Raw genomic sequence first — 26,254 nt, 5'->3', positions numbered from 1 at the left:
GAAGGGAGGCCGCGATGCTCTTCGAGTTCGACGCCGACCAGCGACTGTTGCGCGACACGGTGCGCGAGGTGACCGCCAGGGAGTGTCCGCCCGCGCTGATCAGGGACGTCGTCGACAAGGAGGTCGAACCAGGCACGCTGTGGCAGACCTACGTCGACGTCGGCTGGACCGAACTGGCCGATCCGGCGCTGTCGGTCGAACTGGGCATCGTGTTCGAAGGTCTCGGCCGCGCCACCGATCCCACCCCATTCCTGGCGACGATGTCGCAGTTCGCGCCGCTGGCCGGGGAAACGGGCAATATCGAACAACCCGGCGCCGCAGTATATTCGGGCGTCACCGCGGCCGCCGACGGGTCCGGCTGGCGGTTGGACGGGACGGCCCGGCACGTGCTGGACGGAGATCGGGCGCAGCGGCTGGCCGTGGTCACGGAAGCCGGTGTTTTCGTGGTGCCCGCCGCGGCCGTCACCGCGACGCGCACCTCGGTGTTCGATCCGGTGCTGCACATCGCCGACGTGGCATTCGACGCGGTGCGAGTCACCGCCGCCGACCGCGTCGAGGTCGACCCCGAGCAGGCTCGCCAGCACGCGCTCACCGGGCTCTCGCTCACCATGGTGGGCGCCTGCCAGCGCATCCTGGACATGGTCCTCGACCACGTGCGCACCCGCCGCCAGTTCGACGCCGCCATCGGATCGTTCCAGGCCGTGCAGCACAAGGCGGCCGATATGCACATCGCTATCGAACGCGCCCGCGCCCTCGGCTATTTCGCCGCGCTGTGCCTGGCGGCCGACGACCCGCGACGGCGACTGGCGGCATCGATGGCCAAGGCCGCGGCGGGCGAATGCCAGTCGACGGTCTTCCGGCACGGCCTGCAGTCGTTCGGCGCCATGGGCTTCACCTGGGAAAACGACCTACAGTTCGCGCTCAAACGGGCCAAGGCCGGTGAGTTGATGCTCGGCGGCGCGGCCCAGCACCGGGCACTGATCGCCGAGGAGTACCGTGCAGCTCACGTTTGATCCCGACGTCGAGGCGTTCCGCGCCGAGTTCGTCGCCTTTCTCACCGAACACCTGCCCGACGCCTCCGAGACCGCCGAGCGTTCGCGCTCCAGTTCCGATGTGCCGCAATGGGCTCGGCGCTGGCAGCGGCTGCTGTTCGACAACGGCTGGCTGCTGCCCGCGAACCCGCCGGAGTTCGGCGGCCGCAACGCCTCGGTGCTGCAGCAGTACGTGCACCTCGAGGAACTGTCCAAGCGGCGGATCTACCACAGCTTCAACCCGCAGGGCGTCGGGATCGTCGCGGCCTCGCTGCTGACCTTCGGCACCGAGGAGCAGAAGCGCCGCTGGGCGGTGCCGATCCTGCGGGCCGAGATCGCCGCGTCGCTGGGGATGAGCGAGCCGGGCGCGGGGTCGGACCTGGCGTCGCTGCGCACCCGGGCGGTCCGCGACGGGGACGAATTCGTCGTCGACGGCCAGAAGGTGTGGACGTCCGGGGCGCACGACGCCGACGTGCTGCTGACCTTCGTCCGCACCGATCCGGACGCGCCCAAGCATCGGGGGATCAGTGTGCTGATCATCCCCACCGACCTGCCCGGGGTGACCAGGCGGCCGTTCCCGTCCGTGGCGTCGCCGGACGATCTGGACTTCAACGAGGTCTATTTCGAAGGCGTCCGGGTGCCCGCGGAGAATCTGCTCGGCGAGCTGAACAAGGGCTGGTCGGTGGCCCACGGCTCACTCGGGCACGAGCGCACGATGCTGTGGCTGAGCTACGCCGACCGGCTGGACGATCTGCTGCGCGATTTCCGCCCGCGCGACATCCACGACCGCGACGCCTACGCCCGGCTGGTGATGGACACCGAGGCCTTGCGGCTGCTGGGTTCGGCGGCGCTGTCCCGGGAGGCTCGCGGTGAACAGGACGTCCCGGCCTTGTCGGTGCTCAAGGTGCTGGGCTCGGAGGCGATTCAGTCGGCCTCGGAGCAGGCGCTGAATTCCCTGGGGGCCGAGGGGCTCGTGCATCCCGCGCAAAGTTCGGAACCCAGTCCGTGGACCCTGGACCACTACTGGTCCAGCTGGTTCGAGCGCTATATCCGCAGCTTCGCCGGCACCATCGCCGGCGGCACCTCGGAGATCCAGCGCACCATCATCGCCGAGCGGGTGCTCGGCCTGCCACGCGGCTGAGTCGCCGCACGTCACTACGCTCACCCTCGGGACGGACACCATGGCTGCTCACTCTGTCGCCTCGGGCGCAGCGGAACCCGGTGCGCTGCAATCGGTTTCGGGCTGGCGGGCACACGCCCGCGAACATCTGCTGCGCTACCGGCTCGCCGTCGTCGCCACCGACGCCGTCGAGGCCGTGCGGCATGTCGGCGGCTGGGTGTGCGACCGGACGATGGCGGGCTGGGAGGTGACCGTGCTGCTCGCCGACGCTACCGACGCGCGCCCGCTACAGATCCTCGGCGCCACCGTGCTGGATCTGGAGCGGTCGCTGGCCTCGCCGGTGCACGACACCTGGCCGCACGCCGTCGCGGTCGATCCGGAGATGTTCGTCGCCGACGCGCGGGTGCGCGGCGGCGTGCTGGAATGCCTGGACCACGGCCTCATCGAAGTCGCGCTGTGGGGCGGGGAACTGCCCGCGGAACTCGACGGCAGGCTGGGTGTCGTCGAGCACCGGCTCAGCGGCGCCGCGCGGGCGTTCAAGAGCGCGGCCCTGACGGCGGCGGGCGCTCCCGACACCGAGATCGGTGACGCCGAGGTGTTCCGGTGCGGGGAATTGCTGCTCACCGGCCTGTGGGGCGGGTCGGACCTGGTCTCGGCGGGCTGAGCGCGTCGCTGAATATGTTATTCTCTTTGAAAGAGAATGGCGATACCACGAGAGCTGCCGACAAGTCTCCCGCCCGCCGCGCGGTGGGCGGATGCTCGCGGAGAGGGTGCGAATGAGCCGACGGGATGAGCGAATCGCGGGGCAGAGTGCTACGCGCGTGCCGCGGGCGAGCGGAGTCGCGTCATGACCGTGTCGCTGCTGCTCGACATGGCGGTCTCCGGCGACCCCGCGCGCACCGCCATCGTCTGTGACGAAGTGCGCTGGAGCACCGGCGAACTGCAAACCTTGGCGCAAGGCGGCGCGGGGGTCGTCAGGGCGTCGGGCGCGCGCAGCGTGGCCTACGTGGGGACCGGCGGGCACATGCTGCCGCTGCTGATCTTCGCGGCCGCCGGCGCCGCGGTGCCCCTCACGCCGCTGAACTACCGGCTCGGCGGCGACGCGCTGCGGGAACTGGTTGCGCGACTGGACGATCCGCTGCTGGTGTGCGACGACGAGTATCACGACGTGGTCTCCGGATTCGGCGAGCGGGTGGTGCGTTCGGGCGAGTTCGTCACGGCCGCCGCCGCGGCCGAACCGGTGTCGGAGTCGCCCGATCCGGACCAGGTGGCGGTCGTGCTGTTCACCTCCGGAACCACCTCGGCGCCGAAAGCGGTCGAGCTGTCGCACCAGAACCTGCTCAGCTACATCACCGGGACGGTCGAATTCGATTCGGCCGCACCGACCGACGCCGCGCTGATCTGTGTGCCGCCGTACCACATCGCGGGTATCGGCGCCGCGCTGTCGAACCTCTACGCTGGTCGGCGGATGGTGTATCTGCGCGGTTTCGACGCCGCGCGCTGGGTGAGCCTGATCGGCAGCGAATCGGTGACGACCGCGACGGTCGTACCCACCATGCTGGACCGGATCGTGACGGAGCTGGAGCGGACGGGGGCGACACTGCCGACGCTGCGCAACTTCGCCTACGGCGGCTCCAAAGTGGCGCTGCCGCTGGTCCGCAAGGCGCTCGACCTGCTGCCGGAGGTCGGTTTCGTGAACGCCTACGGGCTGACCGAGACCAGCTCGACCATCGCGGTGCTGGGCCCGGAGGACCACCGGGCCGCGCGCTCGGCCACCGATCCGGACCTGGCGCGGCGGCTCGGCTCGGTCGGGCAGCCCGTGCCCGGTATCGAGGTGCAGATCCGCGACGAGAGCGGCCGGGTGCTGCCGCCCGGGGAGACCGGTGAGTTGTACGTGCGCGGGCCGCAGGTGTCCGGGCGCTACACCGGGATCGGCTCGGTGCTCGACGCCGACGGCTGGTTCCCCACCAAGGATGTGGCGACGCTCGACGCCGACGGCTACCTGTACATCGGCGGGCGCTCCGACGACACCATCATCCGCGGCGGCGAGAACATCGCGCCGGCCGAGATCGAGGACGTGCTGGTGGAACATCCGGCGGTGCGCGAGGTCGCGGTGATCGGCGTCGAGGACGCGCAGTGGGGTCAGATCATCGTGGCGGTGGTGGTGCCGGAAGCAGGCTCGACGCCCGACCCGGCCGAGCTGCGTGAGTTCGTCCGCGCCGAACTGCGCGGTTCCCGCACCCCGGACCGGGTCGTGTTCCGCGACTCGCTGCCCGCCACGCCGACCGGAAAAGTATTGCGGCGCACTTTGATCGAGGAATACGGACCCGCGGTGGACGCGGCGCCGAGCCGATGATCGCCGCCAGGAAAGGATGACAATGGTCAAGAACGGCACGCGGCTGCGCAGCCAGGTGTGCGACACCGAGGTGATCGTGGTGAAGGCGACGGACGGTCTCGACGACCTCCGCGCGGGCGGTGTCCCGATGATCCCGCTCGACGGCGAGCCGGCGGCGGGCGCGACCCCGGACCCGAACTTCTCCGAGGGCAATCAGCTGGGCAAGCGATACGTCGACGATTCCGGCGCGGAGGTGCTGGTGACGAAGGCCGGCGCCGGAACGCTGAGCGTCGGCGCCACCCCGCTCGCACTCAAGGAAGCCAAGCCGCTGCCCGCCAGCGACTGACCGAAAGGCGTTGTGAACATGGCGAATTCGAAGATGCTCGTGTTCTCCAACGCGGTGGCGGGCCAGGACGACGCCTTCAACGAGTGGTACGACACCCAGCATCTCGCCGACGTGACCGCCGTCCCCGGTGTCCTCGCCGGCCGCCGCTACGACGTGGTCCCCGGCCCGCTCCCCACCGCCGACGGCCCACCCCACCGCTACCTGGCCGTCTACGAACTGAGCGACGACCCCGACAAGGTGGTCGAGGCCTTCCGGGCGCGCGCCGCCACCGGCGAAATAGCCCTCAGCCCCGCCCTGGACCTCACCACCCTCGCCGTCTCGGTCTGGCGGGCGCGCGATTGACCCACCCGGTCAGCTCGTAGTTTGAAGCGGTGCGCGTTTGAGTTCGCGCAGGGCGGTGCGGAGGCCTCGGCGGGTGCCGTCGGGGGCGGGGCCGAAATGGGTGTGCACGCCCTCGCGGATCGCGAAGCGTAGTTCCGAGGCGGTTTCCGGGGCGTCGTCGGGGGTGGCGGCGAGCAGGGCGTTCGGGAGGGCCAGTTTGGCTATGGTGCGGAACGTCTGCAGGTATTGGTGGCCCAGGGAACCGGTGGTGTAGGGCAGGTCGTATTTGTCGCACAGTTCGCGCATTCGGACGGCGATCTCCTCGTAGCGGTTGCTCGGCAGATCGGGGAACAGGTGGTGCTCGATCTGGTGACTGAGGTTGCCGCTCATGAAGCGCATCAGCGGCCCGGCGCGAAAGTTGGCCGAGCCCAGCATCTGTCGCAGATACCAGCGCGGGCGGTCCTCGGCCTCGAGTTCGGCCGTGGTGAATTTCTCGGCGCCGTCGGGGAAATGGCCGCAGAAGATCACCACGTACGCCCAGTAGTTGCGGACGATGTTGGCGGTGGCGTCGGCGGTCAGCGTCGTCTTCCAGTTCCGGCCCGACAGCGCCGGGAAGATCAGGTAGTCCTTGGCCGCCTGCTTACCGACCTTGGTCCCGATGATGCGCAGATCCTTGATCGCCTGCCGCCAGGTCTTCTCCTTGTTGCGGAGCTTCTCGACCTCGAGATGGTGCAGGGCGACGCCCCATTCGAAGAATGTCGCCAGCGCCAGGTTGTAGACCGGGTTGCCGATATTCCACCATTCCCACCGCTGATCGCGGGTGATGCGCAGGACGCCGTAGCCCACGTCGTCGTCCATTCCGACGACGTTCGTGTACTTGTGGTGGACGAAATTGTGCGAATGCTTCCACTGCACGCTGGGGCAGGTGGTGTCCCACTCCCACGACGAGGAATGGATTTCCGGATCGTTCATCCAATCCCATTGCCCGTGCATCACATTGTGCCCGAGTTCCATGTTCTCGATGATCTTCGCCAGCGAGAGCATCGCCGTGCCCGCGAGCCAGGCGGCGCGGCGGTTGCTGAACATCAGGGTCGCGCGCCCGCCGACGGCCAGCATGCGCTGCAGGGCGATGGCGCGCCGGATATACGCGGCGTCGCGCGCGCCGCGAGATTCCTCGATGTCGCGGCGGATGGCGTCGAGTTCGGCCCCCAACGCCTCGACGTCGTCGGGAGTCAGGTGCGCGTAGGCGTCGATGTCGGTGATGGCCATTTACCCTCCTACAGATCGAGAGTGCAGTCGCCGGACACGCTGCTGATGCATGTCTGGATTCGTTCTCCTTCACGCCGTTCCGTGCCGTTGCGCAGATCGCGCACATATCCTCCGGCCAGTGGGACGACGCAGGTCTGACAGATACCCATCCGGCACCCGAAGGGCATCGCGATGCCGAGCTTCTCGCCCGCTTCGAGAAGGGTTGTCGCGCCGTCGATCCGGGCTTCCTTGTGCGAGACGGCGAAACGCACCGTCCCGCCCTCGCCGCCGTGATCGGTGCGGGCGATGGTGAATCTCTCGATATGCAGGCGGTGGCGCAGACCGCCGGCCTCGTAGTGCGATTCCAGCGCGTCCAGCAGCGCCGGCGGGCCGCACGCCCAGCATTCGCGTTCGCGCCAGTCCGGCACCCATTCGTCGAGCCGCGCGACGTCGAATTTGCCCATCTCCCTGGTGAGTTGGAGATTCAGGCGGTAAGCGTTCGAGTCGTCCGCGAGGGTTTCCATCTCGTCGAGGAAGATGACGTCGTCGCGGGTGGGGGCGGAATGGATGTGGCAGATGTCGGGCTGTTCCCCGCGCGCGCCGAGCGCCCGCAGCATCGCGATCACCGGGGTGATGCCGCTCCCGGCCGTGACGAACAGAATGTGCTCCGGAACCGGTTGCGGCAGATGGAAATCCCCCTTCGGCGCCGCCAGCCGGATGATGGTGTCCGGCTGGACGCCGTCGACCAGATGCGTCGACAGGAAACCGTCGGGATTGGCCTTGACCGTGATCGAGATGGTCTTGTCGCGCCCGGAACCGATCGAGGTCAGCGAATAGGACCGCCAATGCCACCGGCCCCCGATCTGCAGTCCGATGCCGACGTACTGACCGGGCTCGTACGACGCCGGAAAGCCCCAGCCCGTACGAATTGTCACGGTGGCCGTATCCGTGGTCTCCTTGACCACGTCGACGACCTTGCCGCGTAATTCGCGGGCGGTCCAGAGCGGGTTGGCCAGGCGGAGATAGTCGTCCGGCAGCAGCGGCGTGGTGGCACGGGCCACCAGCCCGCGCAGGATGTTGACTCCCGGATTGCGTGCGCCGACCCCCGCGGCGGGGCGCTTGCTCCACTTCAACAGATCCACAGCGATTCCTCCTCCTGTGTACGAACGTACACTGGAATCGTCGCTGAGCACAGTGTGTCGAGCGGCCGTAGCGGGTCGGGGCGTTTCGGTGCATCCGGCTCCGAGCGGCTATCTCACTGATTCAGTGCACATTCGTTCACCGATTCGATAAGATGCTGACACTTCTGGTAACAGGCAAATCATAGAGGAGTTCGGTGATCGACTCGGTTGAACAGCCGGCCCGCTCGGCGGCCTCGGACACGGTCGATGTCGTACGGCTGTGCCGGCAGCTGGCGATACGGGTGTGCCGCGGCGAGGACGCCGTCGCTATCGTCTCGATGCTCGAGGAAGTCGCCCGCCGATGGGCGAATCACGGTGTCCCCCTGGATCGTTTGCAGCAGGTCGTGCACGAGGGCTTCCGGCTCGGCGCCGAACGCGCGGCGGGCCTGCTCGCGCCCACGGACGGCGCGGCGGCGACGGCGATGATGCGGCGGCAGCTCGACGCCCTGCAATCGCTGCACATCGGCCTCACCCGCGCCTACACCAGTCAGCTGCCGCCGCCGGATCAGCGCGCCGCGGCGGCGCGGCGGATGGCGGCCGTGCTGCTGCGCGGCGAGCCCGCGGGGATCCCGGCCCGCCACTGCGGCATCGAGATCGCCGAGAAATACCACGTCGTCGCGGTGGCGGTACCCGCCGCGGACGGCGACTCCCGAGCCGTGCCGCGCATCGCCGCGCAGTGCGTCGAGAGCGAACTCGCGCACCGGCTGGGGACGAACGCGCTGTCGTTCCTCGGCGCCGAGGGCGGCACGCTGCTGCTGCCGATGGACCTGATCGAGGACGAGCGGCTGGGCGATTTGATCGCCGAACTGTCGCAACGCGCCGGTACCGCGCTCGTCGCGGTGGTCCTGAACGCGGCCGTCGACGACATCCCCGACGTCGCCCGGCAAGCGCACGAACTGCTCGAGACCGCCGTGCAACTGCGTGCCACGCCCCGGCTCTACCGGTTCGACGACGTGGTGCTGCCGTTCCAGCTCACCCGCCCCGGTCCCGGCCGCGACGCGCTGCGGGCGCTGCTCGCGCCGCTCGACAGCCGCCCCGAACTGCTGCAAACCCTGACCCGCCACCTCGCCAACGACCTGAATCGCCAGCTCACCGCCCGGCAATTGTGCGTGCACACCAACACCATCGACTATCGGCTCAAGCGCATCGGCCAGCTCACCGGCTGCGACCCGGCCGATCTCACCGGACTCTGGCGCCTGCGTTCGGCCCTGATAGTCCGGCGCTTCACCGACGATGACGACATGCTCACCGCGGCCGCGCCCCGGGCATCCGGCAGCCGGATCTGACTACCGCCGTGCGACCGCGAGCATCTCATCGATGGAGACGAACTTGACGCGGGGACGCGCGGCGGCGGTGCCCTGTTCGCGTTCGGCGGCGTCGATGGCCCGCCACTGGGGCCAGCCGAGGGCATGCACGCCGCGCTCGGACATGGTGGCGCGCAAGGCTTCCCGGTCGCCGACCGCGCGATGCAGGGTTCCGGTGGCGAAGTCGGCGAGGAGGGCGGCCACCGTCTCGGCGGCGCAGGCGCGGTTGGTGCCGATGACCCCGCGCGGTCCGCGTTTGATCCAGCCGGTGACATAGACGCCGGGGATCGGGGCGCCGGAGTCGTCGATCACGCGGCCGTGCTCGTGCGGCACCGTGCCGGTGTCGGGGTTGTAGGGCAGGCCGTCGACCGGGCGGCCGCGGTAGCCGATCGAACGCAGGACCAGCGAGGTCTCGAGCAGTTCGCCGCCGGGCTCCGCGCCGTCGGCGATGCGCAGGCCCGCGACGCGCTCGTCGCCGACCATCTCGGTGGGAGCGGCGCAGAACCGGAAGACGATCCGCTTGTTGCCGGGAGTCCGCGGGCGCTCGGCGTATTCGCGGGCCATGGCCAGTTTCAGGGTCGTCTCCACGTCGTCGTCGGGCTGCGGCTCGAGGTCGCCGCCCTCGATGACCACGTCGACCCCGGACAGGTAACCCAGGGCGTGGAACTCGCCGAAGGAGAAGGCGGCATGCCGCGGGCCGCGCCGGCCGAGCACCACCACCTCCTCGATCCGGCTCTGCGACAAGGCTTGTAGCGCGTGGTCGGCGATATCGGTGGCCGCCAGCTCCGCCGGGGTCGTCAGCAGTATCCGGGCCACGTCCAGCGCGACATTGCCGTTGCCGACGATCACCGCGCGCCGCGACGACAGGTCGAACTCGTGACCGGCGTGGTCGGGATGCCCGTTGTACCAGCCCACGAAGTCCGCGGCGGCGTGGTGGCCGGGCAGGTCGGCGCCGGGGACGTGCAGGTCCCGGCTGTCGGACGCGCCGACGGCATAGACGACGGCGTGATGGTGGGCGAGCAGGTCGGCGTGCGTCAGCTCCCGCCCGATCTCGACATTGAGGTGACAGCCGAATCGACTGTCGGCGAACGCCTTCTCGAAGATCCGCACCACCGATTTGGTGCGCTGATGGTCGGGCGCCACCCCGGCGCGGATCAGGCCGAACGGGGTGGGCAGCCGCTCGAACAGGTCCACTTCGACACCGGGGGTCTCCAGCAGTTCGGCGGCGGCATAGCAGGCGGCCGGGCCCGCCCCGACCACCGCGACCCGCAACTCCCCGGGCGTGATCGCCGCACGCGCCGCCAGCGGTTCCATCGGGCCCGCCTCCAGCGGGTGACGACGGAAGTATTCGGCGTTGATCTCCGCGAAGCGCAGCATGTCCGCGGGCAGATCGTATTCGGAATACACCGCCTCCACGGGACATTCGTCCGCGCAGGCGCCGCAATTGATGCAGGTCTCGGGATCGATGTAGAGCATCTGGGTGCCGCCGTCGTCGCCGACGGGACGGATGCAGTCCACCGGGCACGCCGCGACGCAGCTGGCATCCTTGCAACAGTTCTGGGTGATGACGTAAGCCACCGTTGACCTCCTCGAATGTGCGGGCGACGGTCAGGTGAGCCCGTGCGCGCAGAAGCTCCAGACCTCATCGGCGGTGATGGGGTGAGACTCCGACTCGGTAGCGGCCGGTTGCGCGATGAACATGACGGTCTGCATGGTGATCGCGGCCAGCCGCCGCGGATTCGCGCCCGAGGCCAGGCGGCCCGCGCCGTGCGCCTCGGTGAGCAACTCGGTGAACAGCGTGAACAGCGCCGCGTGCGCCAGCCGGATCTGCGCGGGATGCGAACTCAGCAACTGCGGCGCGAACTCGGTGAACAGCGGGCGCCGGGCATGCGGATCCGGACGGCACAGCTGGAACAGCAGTTCCACCGCCGTGCGGACCTTGTCCAGCGGATGCACGCTGTTGGCGGTCGCGGCCCGGATCTGGTCGGTGGTGCGGCCCAGGGCGTCCTCGTACAGTGCCAGCAGCAGATCGTGCTTACCGTCGAATTGCAGGTAGAAACTGCGCAGCGACTGCCGCGAACGGTCGACCACCTCCTGGACGGTGAAGTCGGTGCTGCCCTTCTCGGTGATGATGGCCTGCGCCGCGTCCAGGAACCGCTGCACCCGTTGCCCCGCTCGCGCTTTCGCGGACCGCAGCGACCGCTCGACCGCCCGCTGCTTCCACGCGGGGAGGTCGGCGGCGCCCTCGGGCAGGCTGTCGTCGGGATCGGTCATGGTGTCGGCCCCCGCTCGGATATCCGCTCGGCTGACTTGGAAGTCGTTGTGCCACCGTGGGATTCGGCGCTCGGCAGTTCGGTGATGGCGTGCACCGGGCAATCCAGCAGCGCGCGCAGCACGCTGTCGCGGTCCGCCGGGGCGACGGTGCCGTCGCCCTCGACGGCCGCGTAGCCCCAGTCGTCGAGGGAGAAGTGCCGGGACGCGTGCTTGGCGCAGACGCCGAAGCCGTCGCAGAGTGTCCGGTCGAGGCGAATCTTCACGAGACCAGCACCGCCTGTGCGTCGAAGGGCCGCTCGGCCAGGTAGACATCGTCGGCGCAGGCGGCACACCGCCCGGCGAGATGCGCGTCGACCTCGGCGGGAAACCGGGCGAGCAGCGTGGCGGCGGTATTGGCCGCGCCGTCCAGGGTGCCGCAGGCGCCGCGGCCGCGCAGCACCACCGACCAGCGCCGCAGCCGCTCGACATCGGGCGCGGTGGCCTGCCCGTCGCGCAGGGCGGCCGCCACGGCGGCCATGGCGGCGGTGCCGTTGAAGCAGGACCCGCACTGCCCGGCGTTCTCGCGGTCGAAGTAGCTCAGCACGCCCGCGGCGACCGCGACCGGGCATTCCCGGGTGAGCAGGGAGATCGCCCCGCAGCCCAGCCCGCCGCCGAGGCCGCGCATCGACTCGTGGTCCAGCGTGGCGCCGAGGATCGCGCGGTCGACCATGCCCGCGAAGTAGCCGCCGGTGAGCGCGCCGCGCACGGCGTCCGGCGAGATGCCGTGCAGCGCGAGCAGTTCCGCGACGGGGGTGCCGTGCGGCAGTTCGTACAGGGCCGCGGGCCGGTCGGCGCCGGTGACCGTGGCGAGGAAGGTGCCCGGGGAGGCGTCGGTGCCGACGGCCCGGAACGCCGCGCCGCCGTGCCGGTGTACGAACGGCAGATGCGCCAGCGTCTCGACGTTGCTCACCACCGTCGGTGCGCCGCCGACGCCGTGTTCGAAGGGGCGCGGCGGCTTGTCCGAGGGCTTCGCCGGACCGCCGTCGATCGCCCGGATCGCGGCGGTCTCCTCGCCCGCCACGTAACCCGGTGCGACGGTGACGAGTTCGACGATCACGTCGGTGACCGCGGTCGTGTCGAGTTCGGTCAGCGCGGCGTCGACCCGGCGCGCGGACTCCGAATCCGAGACGTAGACGTAGGCCCGTCGCGCCCCGGCGATCGCCGCCGCCAGCCGCAGCCCGTCCAGCACGAGATGCGGGCGGCGGCGCAGCAGCCACTTGTCCTTGACCGAGGCCGGTTCGCCCTCTTCGCCGTTGGCGACCACGACCGTCTCGTGGCCACGCCGCTGTGCGTCGCGCACGGTGGCCAGCTTCACCGCGAGCGGGAACGCCGCGCCGCCGCGGCCGCGCAACCCGCTGTGCCGGACCTCGGTGAGCAGCAGATCCGTGGCGCCCAGCGGCCCGTACCCGCCGACGGCCCGGTAGGCGGCCAAGTCCTCGACCTCGCCGACCGGCCGCAGCAGACGCGGCGCGCACCCGGGCAGCGCGCCCACGGTGAGCGCCCCGATCGCATCGAAAGTCTCTTGCATGGCAACCTCTTTCGGCTGAAGCTGACTCGCGGGGAAATCGCCCGTGCCGCTACGCTGGCGATCATGAGAACGGCGGTGGTGCGGATCGATGTGGATCCGGCCGGCGAATTGACCGGGGCGCGGCTGGCGGAGGGCGTGCGCGCGCTGCGGGGGAGCGCCGCGTCGCTCGGGGCCGAAGTGCTCGACAACGAAGTGGCGGGGAAGCCGCCGCATCGCCGGGAGATCCAACTGCTGGTCACCACCGACGATCCCGAGGCGACAGTGGCCGCGGCGGTGCGACTGTGCGCCACGGCGTTCGGCACCGAGCCGGTGCCCGGGGTCCTGACCTTCGTCAGCCGCGGCACCGACGACGACGCGCACGGCGTCCTCGCCGGATTCGGGCTCAGCGGCGAGGTCGTGCGGGAACCGGGCGGCGACGGCTTCGACATCGTCTACGTCACGCTGTCGGAGACCGAGCTGGCGCGGGTGCCGGAGAGCCGGATTCACACGGCCCTGGAGGCGTCGCTGAACTGTGAGGTCCGCATCCGCACCCGCTGAACGGCGCAGCCGGGCCACCGATCCCGGTAGCGGATAGCCGTCCATCAGTTGTCCAGGAACGACAGGATCGCTGGGGCGGCCCGCACCCAGGTCTCGAAGAGGTTGTAGTGCTGCACCTTTCCGGATCCGCGTGCCTCGACGGCCCGCTCCCAGGCATCCTCGGGCCACGGCGGATCGATCAGCGTCGAGCCCTCGATCAGGCAGCTCACCTCGAGCGAGGTGCGCTTGGGATGGTCGATGTCGTGCTCGCCGCCGCGAATGATCAAGGTGGGCACGCGAATTCGGTCGAACAGCTCGTCGTCCACGCCGGGAATGGTCTGTCCGGGCTTCGGGACGTACGCGTTGAGCCACCGCAGCGACAGCTTCACGAACTCGTCCCGGTCCAGCTCGAGCAGGCGCTGCTTGTTGCGCGGGTTCCGCTCGACGGCCTCCCGCCACTCCCGCATCCGCAGCAGCCCCGCGCTCCCGCCGCCACGCATGGCCTGCAGGCTCGGCAGCACGTAGTACGCGCCGAGATTGAACATGCCGTAAACCCCGCCGACGATGTTCCACAGCACCAGTTTGGTGACCCGCTCGGGGTAGAGGATCGTGGTCAGGATCGAGTCTCGCGCGCCGCCCGAACCGCCCGCGAGCACGCACGGCCCCGCATCGAGCGCCCTCAGCAGCCCGTCCAGCGTCTCGGCCCGCATGTGCGATTCGGTCTGCCCGTAGAACTGCACGTCGGAGGCGCCGCAATTGGGCCGGTCCCACAGCAGCACCCGGTAGCCGCCCGCGACGATCGCCTCGGCCAGCGGCCGCAGGCCGGGCACGTCCATGCCGAACCGTCCGCCCGGCGTCAGGACGACGAGTTCCCCGAGTCACCGAGGATTTCGTAGACGACCTCGCCGCCGTTCACCGCCACGGTGGGCATGGGACTTCCTTCCTGTTCTCCATACCGGCACGATCAGGCCAGCACGACGACGGAGTCACCGACGACGCGCACCGGATAGGTGCGGATGCTCCATTCGGGCTTCACCGCGGTGGTTCCGGTCGCCAGTTCGAAACCCCACTGATGCCACGGGCAGTAGATGAACTCCTGGTCGCGCACCATCACCTGGTCGCCGGGCACCGACTCGTCGACGATGGTGCGGCCGCGCGCGCGGCCCGCGCAGAGCGGTCCGCCCTCGTGCGGGCAGTAGTTCGCGATGGCGTAGAACGTCCCGTTGACGTTGTAGACGCCGACGCCGTGCCGCCCGATCGGCACCACTTTCGAAGAGCCGGGCGGGATCTCGTCGACCGTCGCCACGACATGCTCATGCCCCTGGGCGAGCCGGGGCTGTTCGGAGTCGGCCATCACAGCACCCGCCGCTGACCCTCGATGGCGGGCACCGACTCGGGCAGGTGATAGGTCTCGATCCCGTTGAGGTACATCACGCGGTCGCGGGCGTGCACCGGCAGGTGCTTCATCAGCCAGCGCGGATCGTCGAAGGTCCAGTGCGGGTAGTCCGAGGAGTACAGCAGGATCTTGTCCGCCGACATCCACTCGAACGCGCGGGTCAGTTCCGTCTTGTCGTCGGGGTAGTCCAGCGGCTGGGTGGTGAACTTGATGTGTTCCCGCACGTACTCCGAGGGCTTGCGCCGAATCCCGGTGAAGGACTTGCGCGCCTCGTAGATCGCGTCCATCCGCCACATCAACGGCAGGATCCAGGTGAAGGCGTGCTCCACGAACACGATCCGCAGCGTCGGGAACCGGTCGAAGACGCCGTCGAAGATCAGGCTCATGATCTGATTCGCCGCCAGCAGCGAGTAGGTGACCATGAAATCGTGGTTGTAGCTGGGGAATCCGACCGGCGGCATGGGCATCGTCTCGTACGCGCCGCGGCCCAGGTGGCAGCTCACCACCAGATCGTGCTTGGTGGCCGTCGCCCAGATCGGATCGTATTTCGGGTCGCCCCAGGACGGGCGCGGCTCCGCCTTGATCAGGATCTGCGCCATGAACGGATGCCCGGCCCAGTGCTCGATCTCGCGCACCGCGCTGCGCGGATCGTCGATGGCCGCGCAGATGGACCCGCGCCAACGCTGATGCCAGTTGTTCTTCGCGTCCAGCCAGTGGTTGGCGAGCCAATGGTTGACCCCGGTCGCCATCGCCGCGGTGGCCTCGGGCAGCCGGGTCGCCTTCACCGTCGGTTCCAGGATCGCGATATCCGATCCGGCGTCGACGATCAGCTGACGGAACGCCAATTCCGGGTCGCTGCCTGGGAATTCGCCGCCCTCGGGGAAGGCGTCGGCTCGCATCGCGAAGGTGTGCGCGTAATCGGGGGCGTCGTAGATGATCGTGTCGCCGACGCGATGGCTGAGGAAATAGTCGGTCCGGAACGGTTCGGGGATGTACTCCACGAGTTCCCCGCGCCGCGGCACGGGATGCACGTCCGAGTCGACCACCCGGACGGCGACCTGTTCGGGTGCCGGGGCGCGATGTTGCCGGTGTGCCAGCGTCATGGTCGTCTCCCTTTTCTGGACAGGGCTAGGTGGTGGCCGCCGCGGCCGGGACGTCGATGCCGTAGAGCCGGGACGCGTTGCGCCACAACACCTTCTCGCGCTGCTCGACGGTCAGCGCGGACGGCAGCGCGGGATCGGCGCCGCAATGCCAGTGCGGGTAGCTCGAGCCGAACATCACCATGTCCTCCTTGCCGGTGAAACCCAGCCATTCGGAGGCGAATTCGGTGTCGCCGGGGCCGTCGAGACCGCCCTGCACGAAGTACACGTGCCCGGGCAGGTAGTCGCTGGGCATGCGGGGCGCCCACGGTGTCTGTTCCAGATGGGGCCGGCCGAAGGTGTCCATCCGCCAGGTGAACGGGGTGAGCATGTCCGCGCCACCGTCGGCCCAGACGAATTTCAGCTCCGGGAACCGCTCGAAAACGCCCTCGGCGATCATGTTCATCAGGTGGTACACGTAGTTCAGCGACATGAACCCGAGGTACTGCTCGTAGGTCCGGGTGTGGCCCGAGGGAGTGGGCGGGAAGGCGATGCTCTCCCCGGTCTCGATGTGCGCGGCGACCGGCAGTCCGGCCGCGGCCGCGGCCTCCCACAGCGGCCAGAACTGCGGCTTGCCATAGAGTTCCCGCGATTGCAGCGGAATGCCGACCTGTACGACGCCGGGATGATCCGCGTACCTGTGGATTTCGCGCAGCGCCCCCGGAATGTCCTCGGGGTTGACCCGGATCGTGCCCCGGTATCGCGCGGCGAACCGGTTCGACTCCAGCCAGCGCGTCACCATCATCTCGTTGTGCGCGGCCAGTACCGCGGTGGTGAGATGCCGATCCGGCAGGATGCCGCGGGTCATCGGATGCAGCACCGCGACGTCCACGCCGCGTTCGTCGAACAGCTGCGCACCGGCGAACTCGGGATCCGAGCCCGGGTACCCCTTGTTCGGCCCGTGTTTGCTCGGCCCGCGCGTGCCCTCGGCATACTCCCCGCCCGGTGCGCCGTACCAATCCATTTCGGGATCCGGGATGCCGCGGCTGGCGAAGGGCTCGCGCAGGAAGCCGCGCATATCGCGGTTCGAGGTGAAGAAGATGTGCACGCTGGCGTCGATGACAGGCGTGCCGGTGCCGTCGGCCATCACTCGATGCGCGCCCGTTCGGGCCGCTCCGTCACCGGCGCGGCGAGTTCCTGCTTGTCGCAGATCCGCTGCAGCTTCTCCAGGGTCTCGTCCAGCCCGGGGCCCAGCCGCGGGCCGGGGGTGAAGGTGGCGGGCAGTTTCCGCATGCCCTGGATGACGCCGATGGTCTCGTAGTGCACGGTGCCCTCGGGATCGCAGCGGTAGTCGGGCATCCGGTCGAGCACGGCGGTGACCATCGACTTGAAGACGGTGCGCGCCACATTCGAGCCGATGCACCGGTGGATGCCGAGCCCGAAACTGAAGTGCCGGTTGCCCCTTCGGTCCAGTACGACCTCGTTCGGGTCGGGGAAGACCTGCGGGTCCCGGTTGGCCATCGCCCACGACAACCACAGGCGCTCACCCTCTTTGAATTGGGTGTTCACCAATTCCATGTCCGCGGCGATGGTCCGGCCGTCGCCGGGCGCCGGGGTGAAGTAGCGCAGGAACTCCTCGGTCGCGGAGTCGAGCAGGTGCTCGCGCTCCTTGCTGAGCAGTTCGCGCTGATCCGGGTGCTCCGACAGCCATTCCAGCGAATGCGCGGTGAGCGCGGTGGTGGTATCGAAGCCGCCGCCGATGATCAGCCCGAGCATGCCGAGCACCTCGAGGTCGGGCGCTGGTTCACCGTCGATGCGGAGCTTGACCAGACCGTCCACCAGGCCGGGCCGCGGGTTCTCCTTGATCTCGATCAGGTTGTTCAGCAGATCCAGACCCATGGCGCGGTGCATCTCCGCGACGCGCGGGGCGTCCGGCGAATCCTCGGGGGTGTACACCGCCGCGTGCACCGGCTCGCTGTACATCGACCACTGCCGCAACGGAATTCCGAGCATGGCCAGGGTCAGGACGGCCGGCACGATATTGGCGAGGTCGTCCACGAAGTCGATCCGGCCGCTCTCGATCTTCTCGTCGAGGGCGGCGCGGACGATCTCGTCGATCACCGGCTCCCAGCGCCGGACCGCGGCGGGGGACAGGTACGGGTTGACCGCCTGCCGATAGATCCGGTGTTCCGGGTCGTCCATCTCCAGGATGCCGCCGCGCACGGCCTGCACCCGCTGGGCGGTGGGGATCGAGATGCCCTTGTAGCCCTTGCGTTCTCCGCGCAGGTCGTGGTCGTTGGAGACGTGCGGGCAGCGGGCGAGTTCGAACACCTCGGTGCTGCCCGCGGCGACCCAGTGCCCGTCGTAGGTGTCACTCCAGGCCATCGGGCACTTGGCCTGCATCTCCTGGGTGATCTCCACGAACCGGTGCCGGTATTCGGGCGTGTGCCGATCGAAGTGGTACCGGTTCTTCTTACGGTCCTGGTCGGCGAGTGCGTCGTCGATGCTCACGATATTCTTCCTCCGCTGCTGACGGATCTCGTTGCCGCGCCGCGGGTTTCCCCGGCGATCAGATGTGGTAGTCGTACAACTTCAGATAGCCGCCGCCGTCGACGCGCATCTGCGTGCCGGTGACGTAGCGGGACTCCTCGGAGGCCAGATAGACCACCGCGTTGCTGATGTCCTCGGGCTCGACATACGGAATGGGCATGGCCTGCTGCACGCCGAACACCGGCTCGGCGTCGGCGCGGGTCGGGTTCTCCAGATCGGGTCGGAACGAGCGGTACATCGGCTCGCTCTGCAACATCGGGGTGTTGCAGTTGGTGGGGTGTACGACGTTGGCGCGGATGCCGCGCGGCGCCAGCTGGCGCGCCAGCTCGTAGACGTAGGCCGTCAGCGCCCGCTTCGAGTGCATGTAGGCCATGCCGCCCGGATCGTTGCCCGGGTTGTCGATCTTGTTGATATCGATCAGCGAGGCGGTGGAGCCGGTCGCGATGATCGACGCGCCCTCCTTCAGGTGGGCCAGCGAGACCTGGATGGCATTGATGGTGCCGATCAGGTTCGTGTTGATCACGTCGATCCAGGCTTGCAGGGCCGGTTGGCCCTTCATACCCGCGATACCGGCCTGCGCGATGACGATGTCGAGCTTGCCCAGTTCGCGAATGCCGTTGTCCACCGCGGCCTGCAATTGCTCGGCGCTGCGCACATCGGCTTTCGCGGTGACCACGCGCCGGCCGGTCTTGCTGACCAGGTTCGCGGTCTCCTCCAGGTCCTCGGGGCGCGCGAGCGCGTATCCGATGGTCGAGATGTCCTCGCACAGATCGACCGCGATGATGTCGGCGCCTTCCTCGGCGAGGCGGACCGCGTGGCTGCGGCCCTGCCCGCGCGCGGCACCGGTGATGAAAGCGACCTTGCCCTCGACACGTCCCACAGCTGACCCTTTCGTTCTTCTCTGCGACCGCGGCGGCAGCGGCGCCGTCGCGGCGGATCGCGCGCCTCGCTGAATGCCGTGGCGCCGACTGTGCACGGCCGCGGTGTCGCGGCCGTGACATGGAGCAAGAATTTTCCTTGCAGTAGATGAGAACGTTACTCTTGCCAAACTCTTGCCGCAAGGTCGCGCGGTGCCAAGGCATCTCCGGCGAACCCCTACTTGTGCTCGCCAAAAAGCCTGTCCACCACCGACGATCCCGCGAAACCTCGTTGAATCTCTGATTTCCGTTACATGAGAACGGTATTTTCATCGAAGGTCTGGAAGATCTCCTGGCGCGGCCCCGACCCGGTGGCCGCGATCGGTGTACATCGAGCGCGCGCGACGCGCCCACCTGCGGAAACGAGTGAGGCTCATGCGAACCGTCCCCGAGGAATTGCGCAACCGGTACGAGAGCGCGGGCTGGTGGCGCCGAGAAACGCTGGGCGACCTGCTCGGTCGCGGCCTCGCGACGGCGCCGGACGCCGTGTTCCGGGTGCACTCCGAGGTGCGCCCCTGGTCGGGCAGCGTGGGGGAGGTGGACCGGATCGCCCGGCGGCTGGCGGCCGGGTTACGGGCGCGCGGCGTCGGCCCGGGTGACGCGGTCGCGTTCCAGTTGCCCAACTGGATGGAGGCCGCGGCGACCTTCTGGGCATCGGCCTACCTCGGCGCGGCGGTCGTGCCGATCGTCCACTTCTATGGGCGCAAGGAGGTCGGGCACATCTTGACGACCGTGCGGCCCAAGGTCTTCATCGCCGCGGAACGCTTCGGCCGCACCGTCTTCGATCCGGAGGTGAGCGCGGCGGTGCCGATCGTCGGGGTGGTCGGCCGCGACTTCGACGACCTGCTGGCCGACGACCCGATGCCGGGCGTGGTCGCGGCCGATCCGGCGTCGCCCGCTCTCATCGCCTTCACCTCGGGCACCACGAGCGCGCCCAAGGGCGTGGTGCACAGTCATCAGACGCTGGGCTGCGAGGCGCGGCAGCTCGCCGAGCACAACGCGCTCGACCGGGGCACGATGCTCACCGCCACGCCGGTCGGGCATTTCATCGGGATGGTCGGCGCCTTCCTGCTTCCCGTGCTGCACGGCAAGCCGGTGCATCTGCTCGACGTCTGGGACGCCGGCCGGGTGCTGGCACTGATCAAGAGCGACGGGCTGACGGTCGGCGGCGGGCCGCCCTACTTCGTCACCAGCCTGCTCGATCATCCGGACTTCGCCCCCGAATATCTGGACAACTTCCGCTATGTCGGGCTGGGCGGTTCCACGGTGCCCGTCACGGTGACCCGGCGGCTGGCCGGTCTGGGCCTGGTCCCGTTCCGCGCCTACGGCAGTACCGAGCATCCCTCCATTACCTCCTCCCGCTACGACGCGCCGGAGTTCGAGCGCCTGTCGACCGACGGGCGGCCGCTGCCCGGCGTGGAGATCCGGCTGGCCGACGACGGCGAAATCCTCAGTCGCGGACCGGATCTGTGCCTGGGCTACACCGACGACGCGCTCACCGCGCGGGTCTTCGACGCCGAGGGCTGGTATCACACCGGCGATATCGGCGTCCTGCATCCGGACGGCCATCTGACGATCACCGACCGCAAGTCCGACGTGATCATCCGCGGCGGCGAGAACGTCAGCGCGCTGGAGGTGGAGGAACTGCTCGCCGAATTGCCGGAGGTGGCCGAGGCCGTGGTGGTGGCCGTGCCCGACGAGCGCCTGGGTGAGACCGTCGGCGCGGTGCTGCGGCTGCGGCCCGGTCATCGCCTGCCCGCGCTCGCCGCGGTGCGCGAGCACTTCGCGGCCGCCGGTGTCGCGCGGCAGAAGTGGCCGGAGCGGTTGTTCGAGGTCGAGGACTATCCGCGCACGCCCAGCGGGAAGGTCCGCAAACATCTGATCCGCGAGCGGATTGCCACATTCATCTGACGAGAATATGATTCTTGTCATTCGCGAATGGAGGTCTCATGAATTCTCCCGTCGATGTCGTCGTTCTGGGTAGCGGCGCCGCGGGCCTGACCGCCGCGCTGACCGCCGCCGTGCACGGCGCCTCGGTGGCCTTGTTCGAGAAGGCCGACACCGTCGGCGGGACCAGCGCGGTGTCCGGTGGCATCGCGTGGATTCCGGCGCACGACCGGGCTTCCGACGGCCCGCTGACCGTGGCCGACGCGCTGGCCTACCTGCACGCGCAGTCGCTGGGCTCGATGGACGACGAGCTGGTGGAGGTCTTCGTCCGCACCGGTGCGGCGATGGTCGATTTCGTCGAGGCGCACAGCGGGACGCGGTTCGAGATCGCCGATGGTTTCCCGGATTACAAGCCGGAGCTGCCCGGCGGCCGTCCCGGCGGCGGGCGGTCGCTGAGCCCGGTCGCCTTCGACCTCACCCGCCTCGGCGAGTGGCGCGACCGCATCACCTCCTTCCCCGCCGACTGGAGCAACGTCGGCTTCGACGCCGAGACCCGCGCCCGGCTGCACGCGCAGACCGGCAGCGACTCGGCCGACTTCTGCGTCGCCGGAACGGCTCTCGTCGCCGGGCTGCTGCGCGGCGTGCTCGACGCGGGCGTGGTGCCTCGCACCGGCGCGCGCGCCGTCGAATTGCTGTCCGAGGGCGGGGCCGTCACGGGCGTCCGGCTGAGCACCGCCACCGGCGAGACGGTCGTGCGGGCGCGCCACGGCGTCGTGTTGGCGACCGGCGGCTTCGAATGGGACCCGGGCCTGGTGCGCGCGTACCTGCGCGGCCCGATGCACGGCCCGGTGTCGCCGCCGAACAACACCGGCGACGGCCTGCGCATGGCGATGGCGCACGGCGCCGACCTCGGCACCATGAGCGAGGCGTGGTGGGTGCCGGTGGTGCGGATTCCGGGCGACACCATTCAGGGCAAGCCGCGCAGCCGCAGCGTGCGCCTGGAGCGGACCCGGCCGCGCAGCATCATGGTCAATCGCGCGGGGCGGCGGTTCGTCAACGAGGCGTCGGAGTACAACTCGATGGCGGGGGCGTTCCACTATCTCGACCCCAAGGGCGGCTACGTCAACGATCCGGGCTGGATCGTGTTCGACGCGGAACATCTGCGGCGCTACGGCTTCCTCGGCATCGCGCCGGGCGACGACGTGCCCGAATGGTTCTGCGAGTCGGCCGATTTCGCGGAACTCGGCGCGAAGACCGGTATCGACCCGGCTGGTCTCGCCGCGACGGTGGCCGCCTGGAACCGCAATGTTGCCGACGGGGCCGACCCCGACTTCGGTCGCGGCGCCAGCGCCTACGACGGCTGGTGGGGTGACGAGAACGCGGACACCGTCGCGGGCCGCACCCTCGGCCCGGTGGACACCGCGCCGTACTACGCCGTGCCGGTCACCGTCGGCGCCATGGGAACCAAGGGCGGGCCGCGCACCGACCGTGACGGCCGGGTGCTGCACGTCGACGGCCGGGTCATCCCCGGCCTGTTCGCGGCGGGCAACGCGATGGCCGGTGTCACCGGCCGGGCGTACGGCGGTGCGGGCGGCACCCTCGGCCCCGGCATGGTGTACGGCTTCCGCGCCGGGCACGCCGCCGCGACCGGCAAGTCGGTGGACATCTGAGCACGGCCCCGGGGGTCACGGAGGTAACGAATTTGTCTGAGTACGAAAGCATCTGGAGCGATCTGCAGGGCGTCGCGTTCACGCAGGGCTATCTGGAGGTCGGCGGCGTGCGCACGCGCTACCTGCACGCGGGCGACTTGAACAAGCCGGCGCTGGTGTTACTGCACGGGTCCGGCGGGCACGTCGAGGCGTATGTCCGCAACCTGGAAGCACACGCCGAACACTTCTCGACCTGGGTGATCGACATGCTGGGCCACGGCTACACCGCCCGCCCCGGCCATCCGCTCGAGGTGAAACACTATGTGGCGCACCTGATCGCGTTCCTCGACACGGTGGGCGTCGGGAAGGCCTGTGTCAGCGGCGAATCGCTCGGCGGCTGGGTGGCCGCGCGCACCGCCATCGATCACCCGGACCGGGTCGAGCGCCTGGTGCTCAACACCGCGGGCGGATCGCAGGCCGACCCGGAGGTGATGCGGCGCATCGTCACGCTGTCGATGGCCGCGGTCACCGACCCGACCTGGGAGACGGTGCAGGCGCGCATCAAATGGCTGATGGCCGACAAGTCGAAGAGTTACGACGACGTGGTAGCCAGCCGTCAGCGCATCTATCGGCAGCCCGGTTTCGTCGCCGCCATGCGCGACATCATGGCGCTGCAGGATCCCGAGATCCGGCAGCGAAATCTGTTGGGGCCGGACGACTACGGCCGCATCACCGCGCCGACACTGGTGCTCTGGACCAGTGACGACCCCACCGCCGATGTCACCGAGGGCAGGCGGATGGCGTCGATGATTCCGGGCGCGCGTTTCGAGGTGCTGCCCGGCTGCGGCCACTGGCCGCAGTACGAGGACCCCAAGGCGTTCAACGCCCTGCATCTGGAATTCCTGCTGGGCGGCCGGCCGTGACCGAGCAGAACAGTTCCGCCGCAACCGCTTCGGCTGTCGACGTCGACGTGCTGGTGGTCGGGGCGGGCCCGGTCGGCCTGACGCTGGCGAACATGCTCGGCATGTACGGCGTGCGCACCCGGGTGATCGAGGAGCGGCCGACGCTCATCGACTACCCGCGCGGCGTCGGACTCGACGACGAGTCGCTGCGCACCTTCCAATCGATCGGGCTCGTCGAACAGATCCTGCCGCACACGACACCGAACCAGATCATGCGGTTCGTCGACGGCAAGGGTCGGCTGCTCACCGAGATCGCCCCGAGCGACGCCTCATTCGGCTGGCCCAAGCGCAACGGCTTCGTGCAGCCGCTGGTCGACGCCGAGCTGCTCGCCGGACTCGACCGGTTCGAGCACGTCGAGGTGGTGTGGGGCACGGCCATGACCTCCTGCGCCGAGTCCGGCGAGCGCGTGACCGCGGAACTGACGGCCGAGTCCGGCACGTCCACCGTGACCGCGCGGTACGTGGTCGGCTGCGACGGTGGACGCAGCGCGACGCGGCGGCAGATGGGAGTGGCGTTCGAGGGCACCACCTCCTCGACGCGGTGGCTGGTCGTGGATTTGGCATCGGATCCGCTGGGGCACCCCAACAGTGAGGTCGGCGCCGACCCGGCGCGGCCGTACGTGTCGGTGTCGATCGCGCACGGCATCCGCCGCTTCGAATTCATGATCCATGACCACGAATCCGACGAACTGGCCGAGGATCCGGCGTTCGTGGCGCGGATGGTGGCGCCGTTCGTCCCGCACCCCGACCGTCTGGATGTGATCCGCCGCCGGGTGTACACGCATCATTCGCGCATCGCGAGTGCCTTCCGCAAGGGCCGCCTGCTGCTGGCGGGCGACGCCGCGCACCTGATGCCGGTGTGGCAGGGCCAGGGCTACAACAGCGGCATCCGCGACGCGGCCAACCTCGGCTGGAAGCTCGCCGCGGTGGTGCAGGGCCACGCCGGGGACGCCCTGCTCGACAGCTACGACCTGGAGCGCCGCAAGCACGCCCGCGCCATGATCGACCTGTCGACGATGGTCGGCAAGGTCATCTCGCCGACCGACCGCAAGGTCGCCGCGGTGCGTGACGTGCTGGTCCGGGCGGCCGCCGCGGTGCCGCCGGTGCGGCGCTATGTGCTCGGCATGCGGTTCAAGCCGATGCCGCGCTACGACCGCGGCGCGGTGGTGCACACCTGGTCCCGGTCCCCGGATTCGGCGGTCGGCACGCTGTTCATCCAGCCCCGGGTGGACACCCGCGAGCACGCGAACCTGCTGCTCGATGACGCGCTCGGACCTCGGTTCGCCGTGCTGTGCTGGAACAACCGGCCCCGCGAGGTGCTCGGCGCCGCGGCGTTCGAGGCGTGGAAGGCGTTGGGCGCGCGGTTCTTCGAGGCGCGGCCCGTGACCCAGCTGCACTGGACCGGTCACGACGATCCCGACGTCCTGGTGCTGGGCGACCGCGCGGGCGCGCTGAAGAAGTGGTTCGACGGCCAGCGCGACTCCGTGCTGTTCCTGCGGCCGGATCACTGCGTGGCGGGCGCGACCATCGCGCAGCTGGCCCCGGAACTGAGCGCGGACCTGCTGCGCACCCTCACGCTCCGACCGGGAGGAGGACACGATGCCGCTGGCCCTGTGCTGCGTCTCGCACAGCCCTCTGCTTGATCTCCCCGGACCGGAACGCGACCTGCTCGACGATATCGAGTCGGCGCTCGACCGGGCCGCGGAGTTCGTGCGCGAGTTCGATCCCGAACTGGTGGTGACGTTCTCGCCGGACCACTACAACGGGTTCTTCTACAAGCTCATGCCCCCGTTCTGCGTCGGTACGGCGGCGACCGGGGTGGGGGACTACGGCACCCACGCCGGCGCCCTCGACGTGCCCGCCGAGCTGGCCCGCGAGCTGGCCGAGTCGGTGCTCGCGGCGGGGGTGGACGTGGCCGTGTCGATGACGATGGAGGTCGACCACGGCACCGTACAGCCGTTGCAGCGGCTGCTGGGCGCGGCGACGGCCCGGCCGGTCGTGCCGATCTTCGTGAACTCGGTCGCGGTCCCGCTCGGACCGCTGCGGCGGGCTTCGGCGCTGGGAGCGGCTGTGGGACAGCATCTTTCGACCCTCGGCAAAAGGGTCCTGGTGCTCGGTTCCGGCGGCCTCTCGCACGATCCGCCGGTGCCGGCATTGGCCACCGCGACCGGTCCCGCCCGCGAACGCATCCTGCACGGCGGCACGATGACGGCGCGACAGCGACTCGCCAGGCAGGAGAGGGTGATCGAGGCCGCCCGCGAATTCGCCACGGGCGGTGGATCGTTGCGCCCGCTCAATCCCGAGTGGGACCGCGGCTTCCTCGCCGCGCTCGACGACGGCCGCCTCGGCGAGTTCGACACCTGGGAGAACGCCTGGATCACCGAGGTCGCCGGGAACTCCGCGCACGAGGTGCGCACCTGGGTGGCGGCCTTCGCCGCCCTCGCGAGCCAGGGACCGTACCGGACCGCGGTGCGCTACTACCGGCCCGCGCCCGCGCTGATCGCCGGTTTCGCCGTGCGGACCGCGCTGCCCGTGCACGACCTCGACTCGACCTCCGGGAGGCAACCGTGA

24 protein-coding genes and 1 pseudogene are annotated in these 26,254 nt (G+C 69.6%); 13 read left to right on the top strand and 12 right to left on the bottom strand.

Going from position 1 to position 26,254, the window contains the following annotated elements; translation table 11 throughout:
• Positions 1 to 14 precede the first annotated feature (14 nt).
• The 6 genes from ACFMRZ_RS08840 to ACFMRZ_RS08815 all read left to right on the top strand — a co-directional run bounded on the left by ACFMRZ_RS08840 (position 15) and on the right by ACFMRZ_RS08815 (position 5,174).
• Positions 15 to 1,013 carry an acyl-CoA dehydrogenase family protein gene (locus ACFMRZ_RS08840; protein ID WP_400178665.1) on the top strand — a complete coding sequence of 333 codons (999 nt, stop codon included), beginning with the start codon at positions 15 to 17 and terminating at the stop codon, positions 1,011 to 1,013.
• A complete protein-coding gene (locus ACFMRZ_RS08835) occupies positions 997 to 2,172 on the top strand; it encodes an acyl-CoA dehydrogenase family protein (RefSeq protein WP_400178664.1) in 1,176 nt (391 codons plus the stop codon). The genes ACFMRZ_RS08840 and ACFMRZ_RS08835 overlap by 17 nt, the downstream gene beginning before the upstream one ends.
• 130 nt (positions 2,173 to 2,302) lie before the next feature.
• Complete coding sequence (locus ACFMRZ_RS08830) at positions 2,303 to 2,815, top strand: hypothetical protein (protein ID WP_400182807.1); 513 nt, start codon at positions 2,303 to 2,305, stop codon at positions 2,813 to 2,815.
• A 183-nt stretch (positions 2,816 to 2,998) separates the two neighbouring features.
• Positions 2,999 to 4,507: a class I adenylate-forming enzyme family protein gene (locus ACFMRZ_RS08825; RefSeq protein ID WP_400178663.1), complete on the top strand. Its 1,509-nt coding sequence runs from the start codon at positions 2,999 to 3,001 to the stop codon at positions 4,505 to 4,507.
• 22 nt (positions 4,508 to 4,529) lie between these two features.
• The gene (locus tag ACFMRZ_RS08820; RefSeq protein WP_280273935.1) at positions 4,530 to 4,832 is read left to right on the top strand and encodes a hypothetical protein; all 303 of its coding nucleotides are present in this window, start codon (positions 4,530 to 4,532) and stop codon (positions 4,830 to 4,832) included.
• An 18-nt stretch (positions 4,833 to 4,850) separates the two neighbouring features.
• Entirely contained in the window at positions 4,851 to 5,174 is a 324-nt protein-coding gene (locus ACFMRZ_RS08815; RefSeq protein ID WP_400178662.1) for a hypothetical protein, read from the top strand.
• 9 nt (positions 5,175 to 5,183) lie between these two features.
• Here ACFMRZ_RS08815 and ACFMRZ_RS08810 read toward each other — a convergent pair whose 3' ends face one another.
• Positions 5,184 to 6,422: a fatty acid desaturase family protein gene (locus tag ACFMRZ_RS08810; protein WP_400178661.1), complete on the bottom strand. Its 1,239-nt coding sequence runs from the start codon at positions 6,420 to 6,422 to the stop codon at positions 5,184 to 5,186.
• A gap of 8 nt (positions 6,423 to 6,430) precedes the next feature.
• A complete protein-coding gene (locus ACFMRZ_RS08805; RefSeq protein ID WP_400178660.1) occupies positions 6,431 to 7,543 on the bottom strand; it encodes a ferredoxin reductase in 1,113 nt (370 codons plus the stop codon).
• Positions 7,544 to 7,737: 194 nt separating this feature from the next.
• On the opposite strand from ACFMRZ_RS08805, the gene ACFMRZ_RS08800 reads away from it, so the two are divergent.
• Complete coding sequence (locus tag ACFMRZ_RS08800; protein WP_400178659.1) at positions 7,738 to 8,868, top strand: PucR family transcriptional regulator; 1,131 nt, start codon at positions 7,738 to 7,740, stop codon at positions 8,866 to 8,868.
• Here ACFMRZ_RS08800 and ACFMRZ_RS08795 read toward each other — a convergent pair whose 3' ends face one another.
• From ACFMRZ_RS08795 to ACFMRZ_RS08780, 4 genes are read right to left on the bottom strand one after another with little or no spacing between them, the layout of a single operon-like run.
• Positions 8,869 to 10,464 carry an FAD-dependent oxidoreductase gene (locus ACFMRZ_RS08795; RefSeq protein WP_400178658.1) on the bottom strand — a complete coding sequence of 532 codons (1,596 nt, stop codon included), beginning with the start codon at positions 10,462 to 10,464 and terminating at the stop codon, positions 8,869 to 8,871.
• 30 nt (positions 10,465 to 10,494) lie between these two features.
• The gene (locus tag ACFMRZ_RS08790) at positions 10,495 to 11,160 is read right to left on the bottom strand and encodes a TetR/AcrR family transcriptional regulator (protein WP_280273906.1); all 666 of its coding nucleotides are present in this window, start codon (positions 11,158 to 11,160) and stop codon (positions 10,495 to 10,497) included.
• The gene (locus tag ACFMRZ_RS08785) at positions 11,157 to 11,423 is read right to left on the bottom strand and encodes a ferredoxin (RefSeq protein WP_400178657.1); all 267 of its coding nucleotides are present in this window, start codon (positions 11,421 to 11,423) and stop codon (positions 11,157 to 11,159) included. Before ACFMRZ_RS08785 ends, ACFMRZ_RS08790 begins: the two co-directional genes overlap by 4 nt.
• On the bottom strand, positions 11,420 to 12,727 hold the full coding sequence (locus tag ACFMRZ_RS08780) for an NADH-ubiquinone oxidoreductase-F iron-sulfur binding region domain-containing protein (protein WP_400178656.1): 1,308 nt from the start codon (positions 12,725 to 12,727) through the stop codon (positions 11,420 to 11,422). Before ACFMRZ_RS08780 ends, ACFMRZ_RS08785 begins: the two co-directional genes overlap by 4 nt.
• A 63-nt stretch (positions 12,728 to 12,790) precedes the next feature.
• On the opposite strand from ACFMRZ_RS08780, the gene ACFMRZ_RS08775 reads away from it, so the two are divergent.
• A complete protein-coding gene (locus tag ACFMRZ_RS08775; RefSeq protein ID WP_400178655.1) occupies positions 12,791 to 13,264 on the top strand; it encodes a hypothetical protein in 474 nt (157 codons plus the stop codon).
• A 44-nt stretch (positions 13,265 to 13,308) separates the two neighbouring features.
• On the opposite strand, the pseudogene ACFMRZ_RS08770 reads toward ACFMRZ_RS08775, so the two are convergent.
• The 6 genes and pseudogenes from ACFMRZ_RS08770 to ACFMRZ_RS08745 form a co-directional block, all read right to left on the bottom strand.
• Positions 13,309 to 14,174, bottom strand: a pseudogene (locus tag ACFMRZ_RS08770) (alpha/beta fold hydrolase).
• Between the two features lie 33 nt (positions 14,175 to 14,207).
• Positions 14,208 to 14,597 (bottom strand): Rieske (2Fe-2S) protein, encoded by a 390-nt coding sequence (locus tag ACFMRZ_RS08765; RefSeq protein ID WP_400178654.1) that lies wholly within the window; start codon positions 14,595 to 14,597, stop codon positions 14,208 to 14,210.
• Entirely contained in the window at positions 14,597 to 15,742 is a 1,146-nt protein-coding gene (locus ACFMRZ_RS08760) for an amidohydrolase family protein (protein WP_400178653.1), read from the bottom strand. The genes ACFMRZ_RS08765 and ACFMRZ_RS08760 overlap by 1 nt, the downstream gene beginning before the upstream one ends.
• A gap of 25 nt (positions 15,743 to 15,767) precedes the next feature.
• Positions 15,768 to 16,865, bottom strand: a complete 1,098-nt coding sequence (locus ACFMRZ_RS08755; protein ID WP_400178652.1) for an amidohydrolase family protein — start codon at positions 16,863 to 16,865, stop codon at positions 15,768 to 15,770.
• Positions 16,865 to 18,229 (bottom strand): cytochrome P450, encoded by a 1,365-nt coding sequence (locus ACFMRZ_RS08750; RefSeq protein WP_280273914.1) that lies wholly within the window; start codon positions 18,227 to 18,229, stop codon positions 16,865 to 16,867. The genes ACFMRZ_RS08755 and ACFMRZ_RS08750 overlap by 1 nt, the downstream gene beginning before the upstream one ends.
• Positions 18,230 to 18,287: 58 nt before the next feature.
• Entirely contained in the window at positions 18,288 to 19,148 is an 861-nt protein-coding gene (locus ACFMRZ_RS08745) for a mycofactocin-coupled SDR family oxidoreductase (protein WP_400178651.1), read from the bottom strand.
• 412 nt (positions 19,149 to 19,560) lie between these two features.
• On the opposite strand from ACFMRZ_RS08745, the gene ACFMRZ_RS08740 reads away from it, so the two are divergent.
• Genes ACFMRZ_RS08740 through ACFMRZ_RS08720 form a run of 5 tightly spaced genes read left to right on the top strand, consistent with a single transcriptional unit; the run spans position 19,561 to position 26,254 of the window.
• Entirely contained in the window at positions 19,561 to 21,096 is a 1,536-nt protein-coding gene (locus tag ACFMRZ_RS08740; protein WP_400178650.1) for an AMP-binding protein, read from the top strand.
• 38 nt (positions 21,097 to 21,134) lie between these two features.
• Positions 21,135 to 22,742: an FAD-dependent oxidoreductase gene (locus ACFMRZ_RS08735; protein ID WP_400178649.1), complete on the top strand. Its 1,608-nt coding sequence runs from the start codon at positions 21,135 to 21,137 to the stop codon at positions 22,740 to 22,742.
• A gap of 32 nt (positions 22,743 to 22,774) precedes the next feature.
• Complete coding sequence (locus tag ACFMRZ_RS08730) at positions 22,775 to 23,644, top strand: alpha/beta fold hydrolase (protein WP_400178648.1); 870 nt, start codon at positions 22,775 to 22,777, stop codon at positions 23,642 to 23,644.
• Positions 23,641 to 25,326, top strand: coding sequence for a bifunctional 3-(3-hydroxy-phenyl)propionate/3-hydroxycinnamic acid hydroxylase (locus ACFMRZ_RS08725; RefSeq protein ID WP_400178647.1), 1,686 nt, complete (start codon positions 23,641 to 23,643; stop codon positions 25,324 to 25,326). The genes ACFMRZ_RS08730 and ACFMRZ_RS08725 overlap by 4 nt, the downstream gene beginning before the upstream one ends.
• Positions 25,283 to 26,254 (top strand): 3-carboxyethylcatechol 2,3-dioxygenase, encoded by a 972-nt coding sequence (locus ACFMRZ_RS08720; protein ID WP_400178646.1) that lies wholly within the window; start codon positions 25,283 to 25,285, stop codon positions 26,252 to 26,254. Before ACFMRZ_RS08725 ends, ACFMRZ_RS08720 begins: the two co-directional genes overlap by 44 nt.

Source organism: Nocardia sp. N2S4-5, from assembly GCF_044628355.1.
In the GTDB taxonomy this organism is placed as follows: Bacteria; Actinomycetota; Actinomycetes; order Mycobacteriales; family Mycobacteriaceae; genus Nocardia; species Nocardia wallacei_B.
This window is presented reverse-complemented; position numbering and strand designations above follow the sequence as displayed.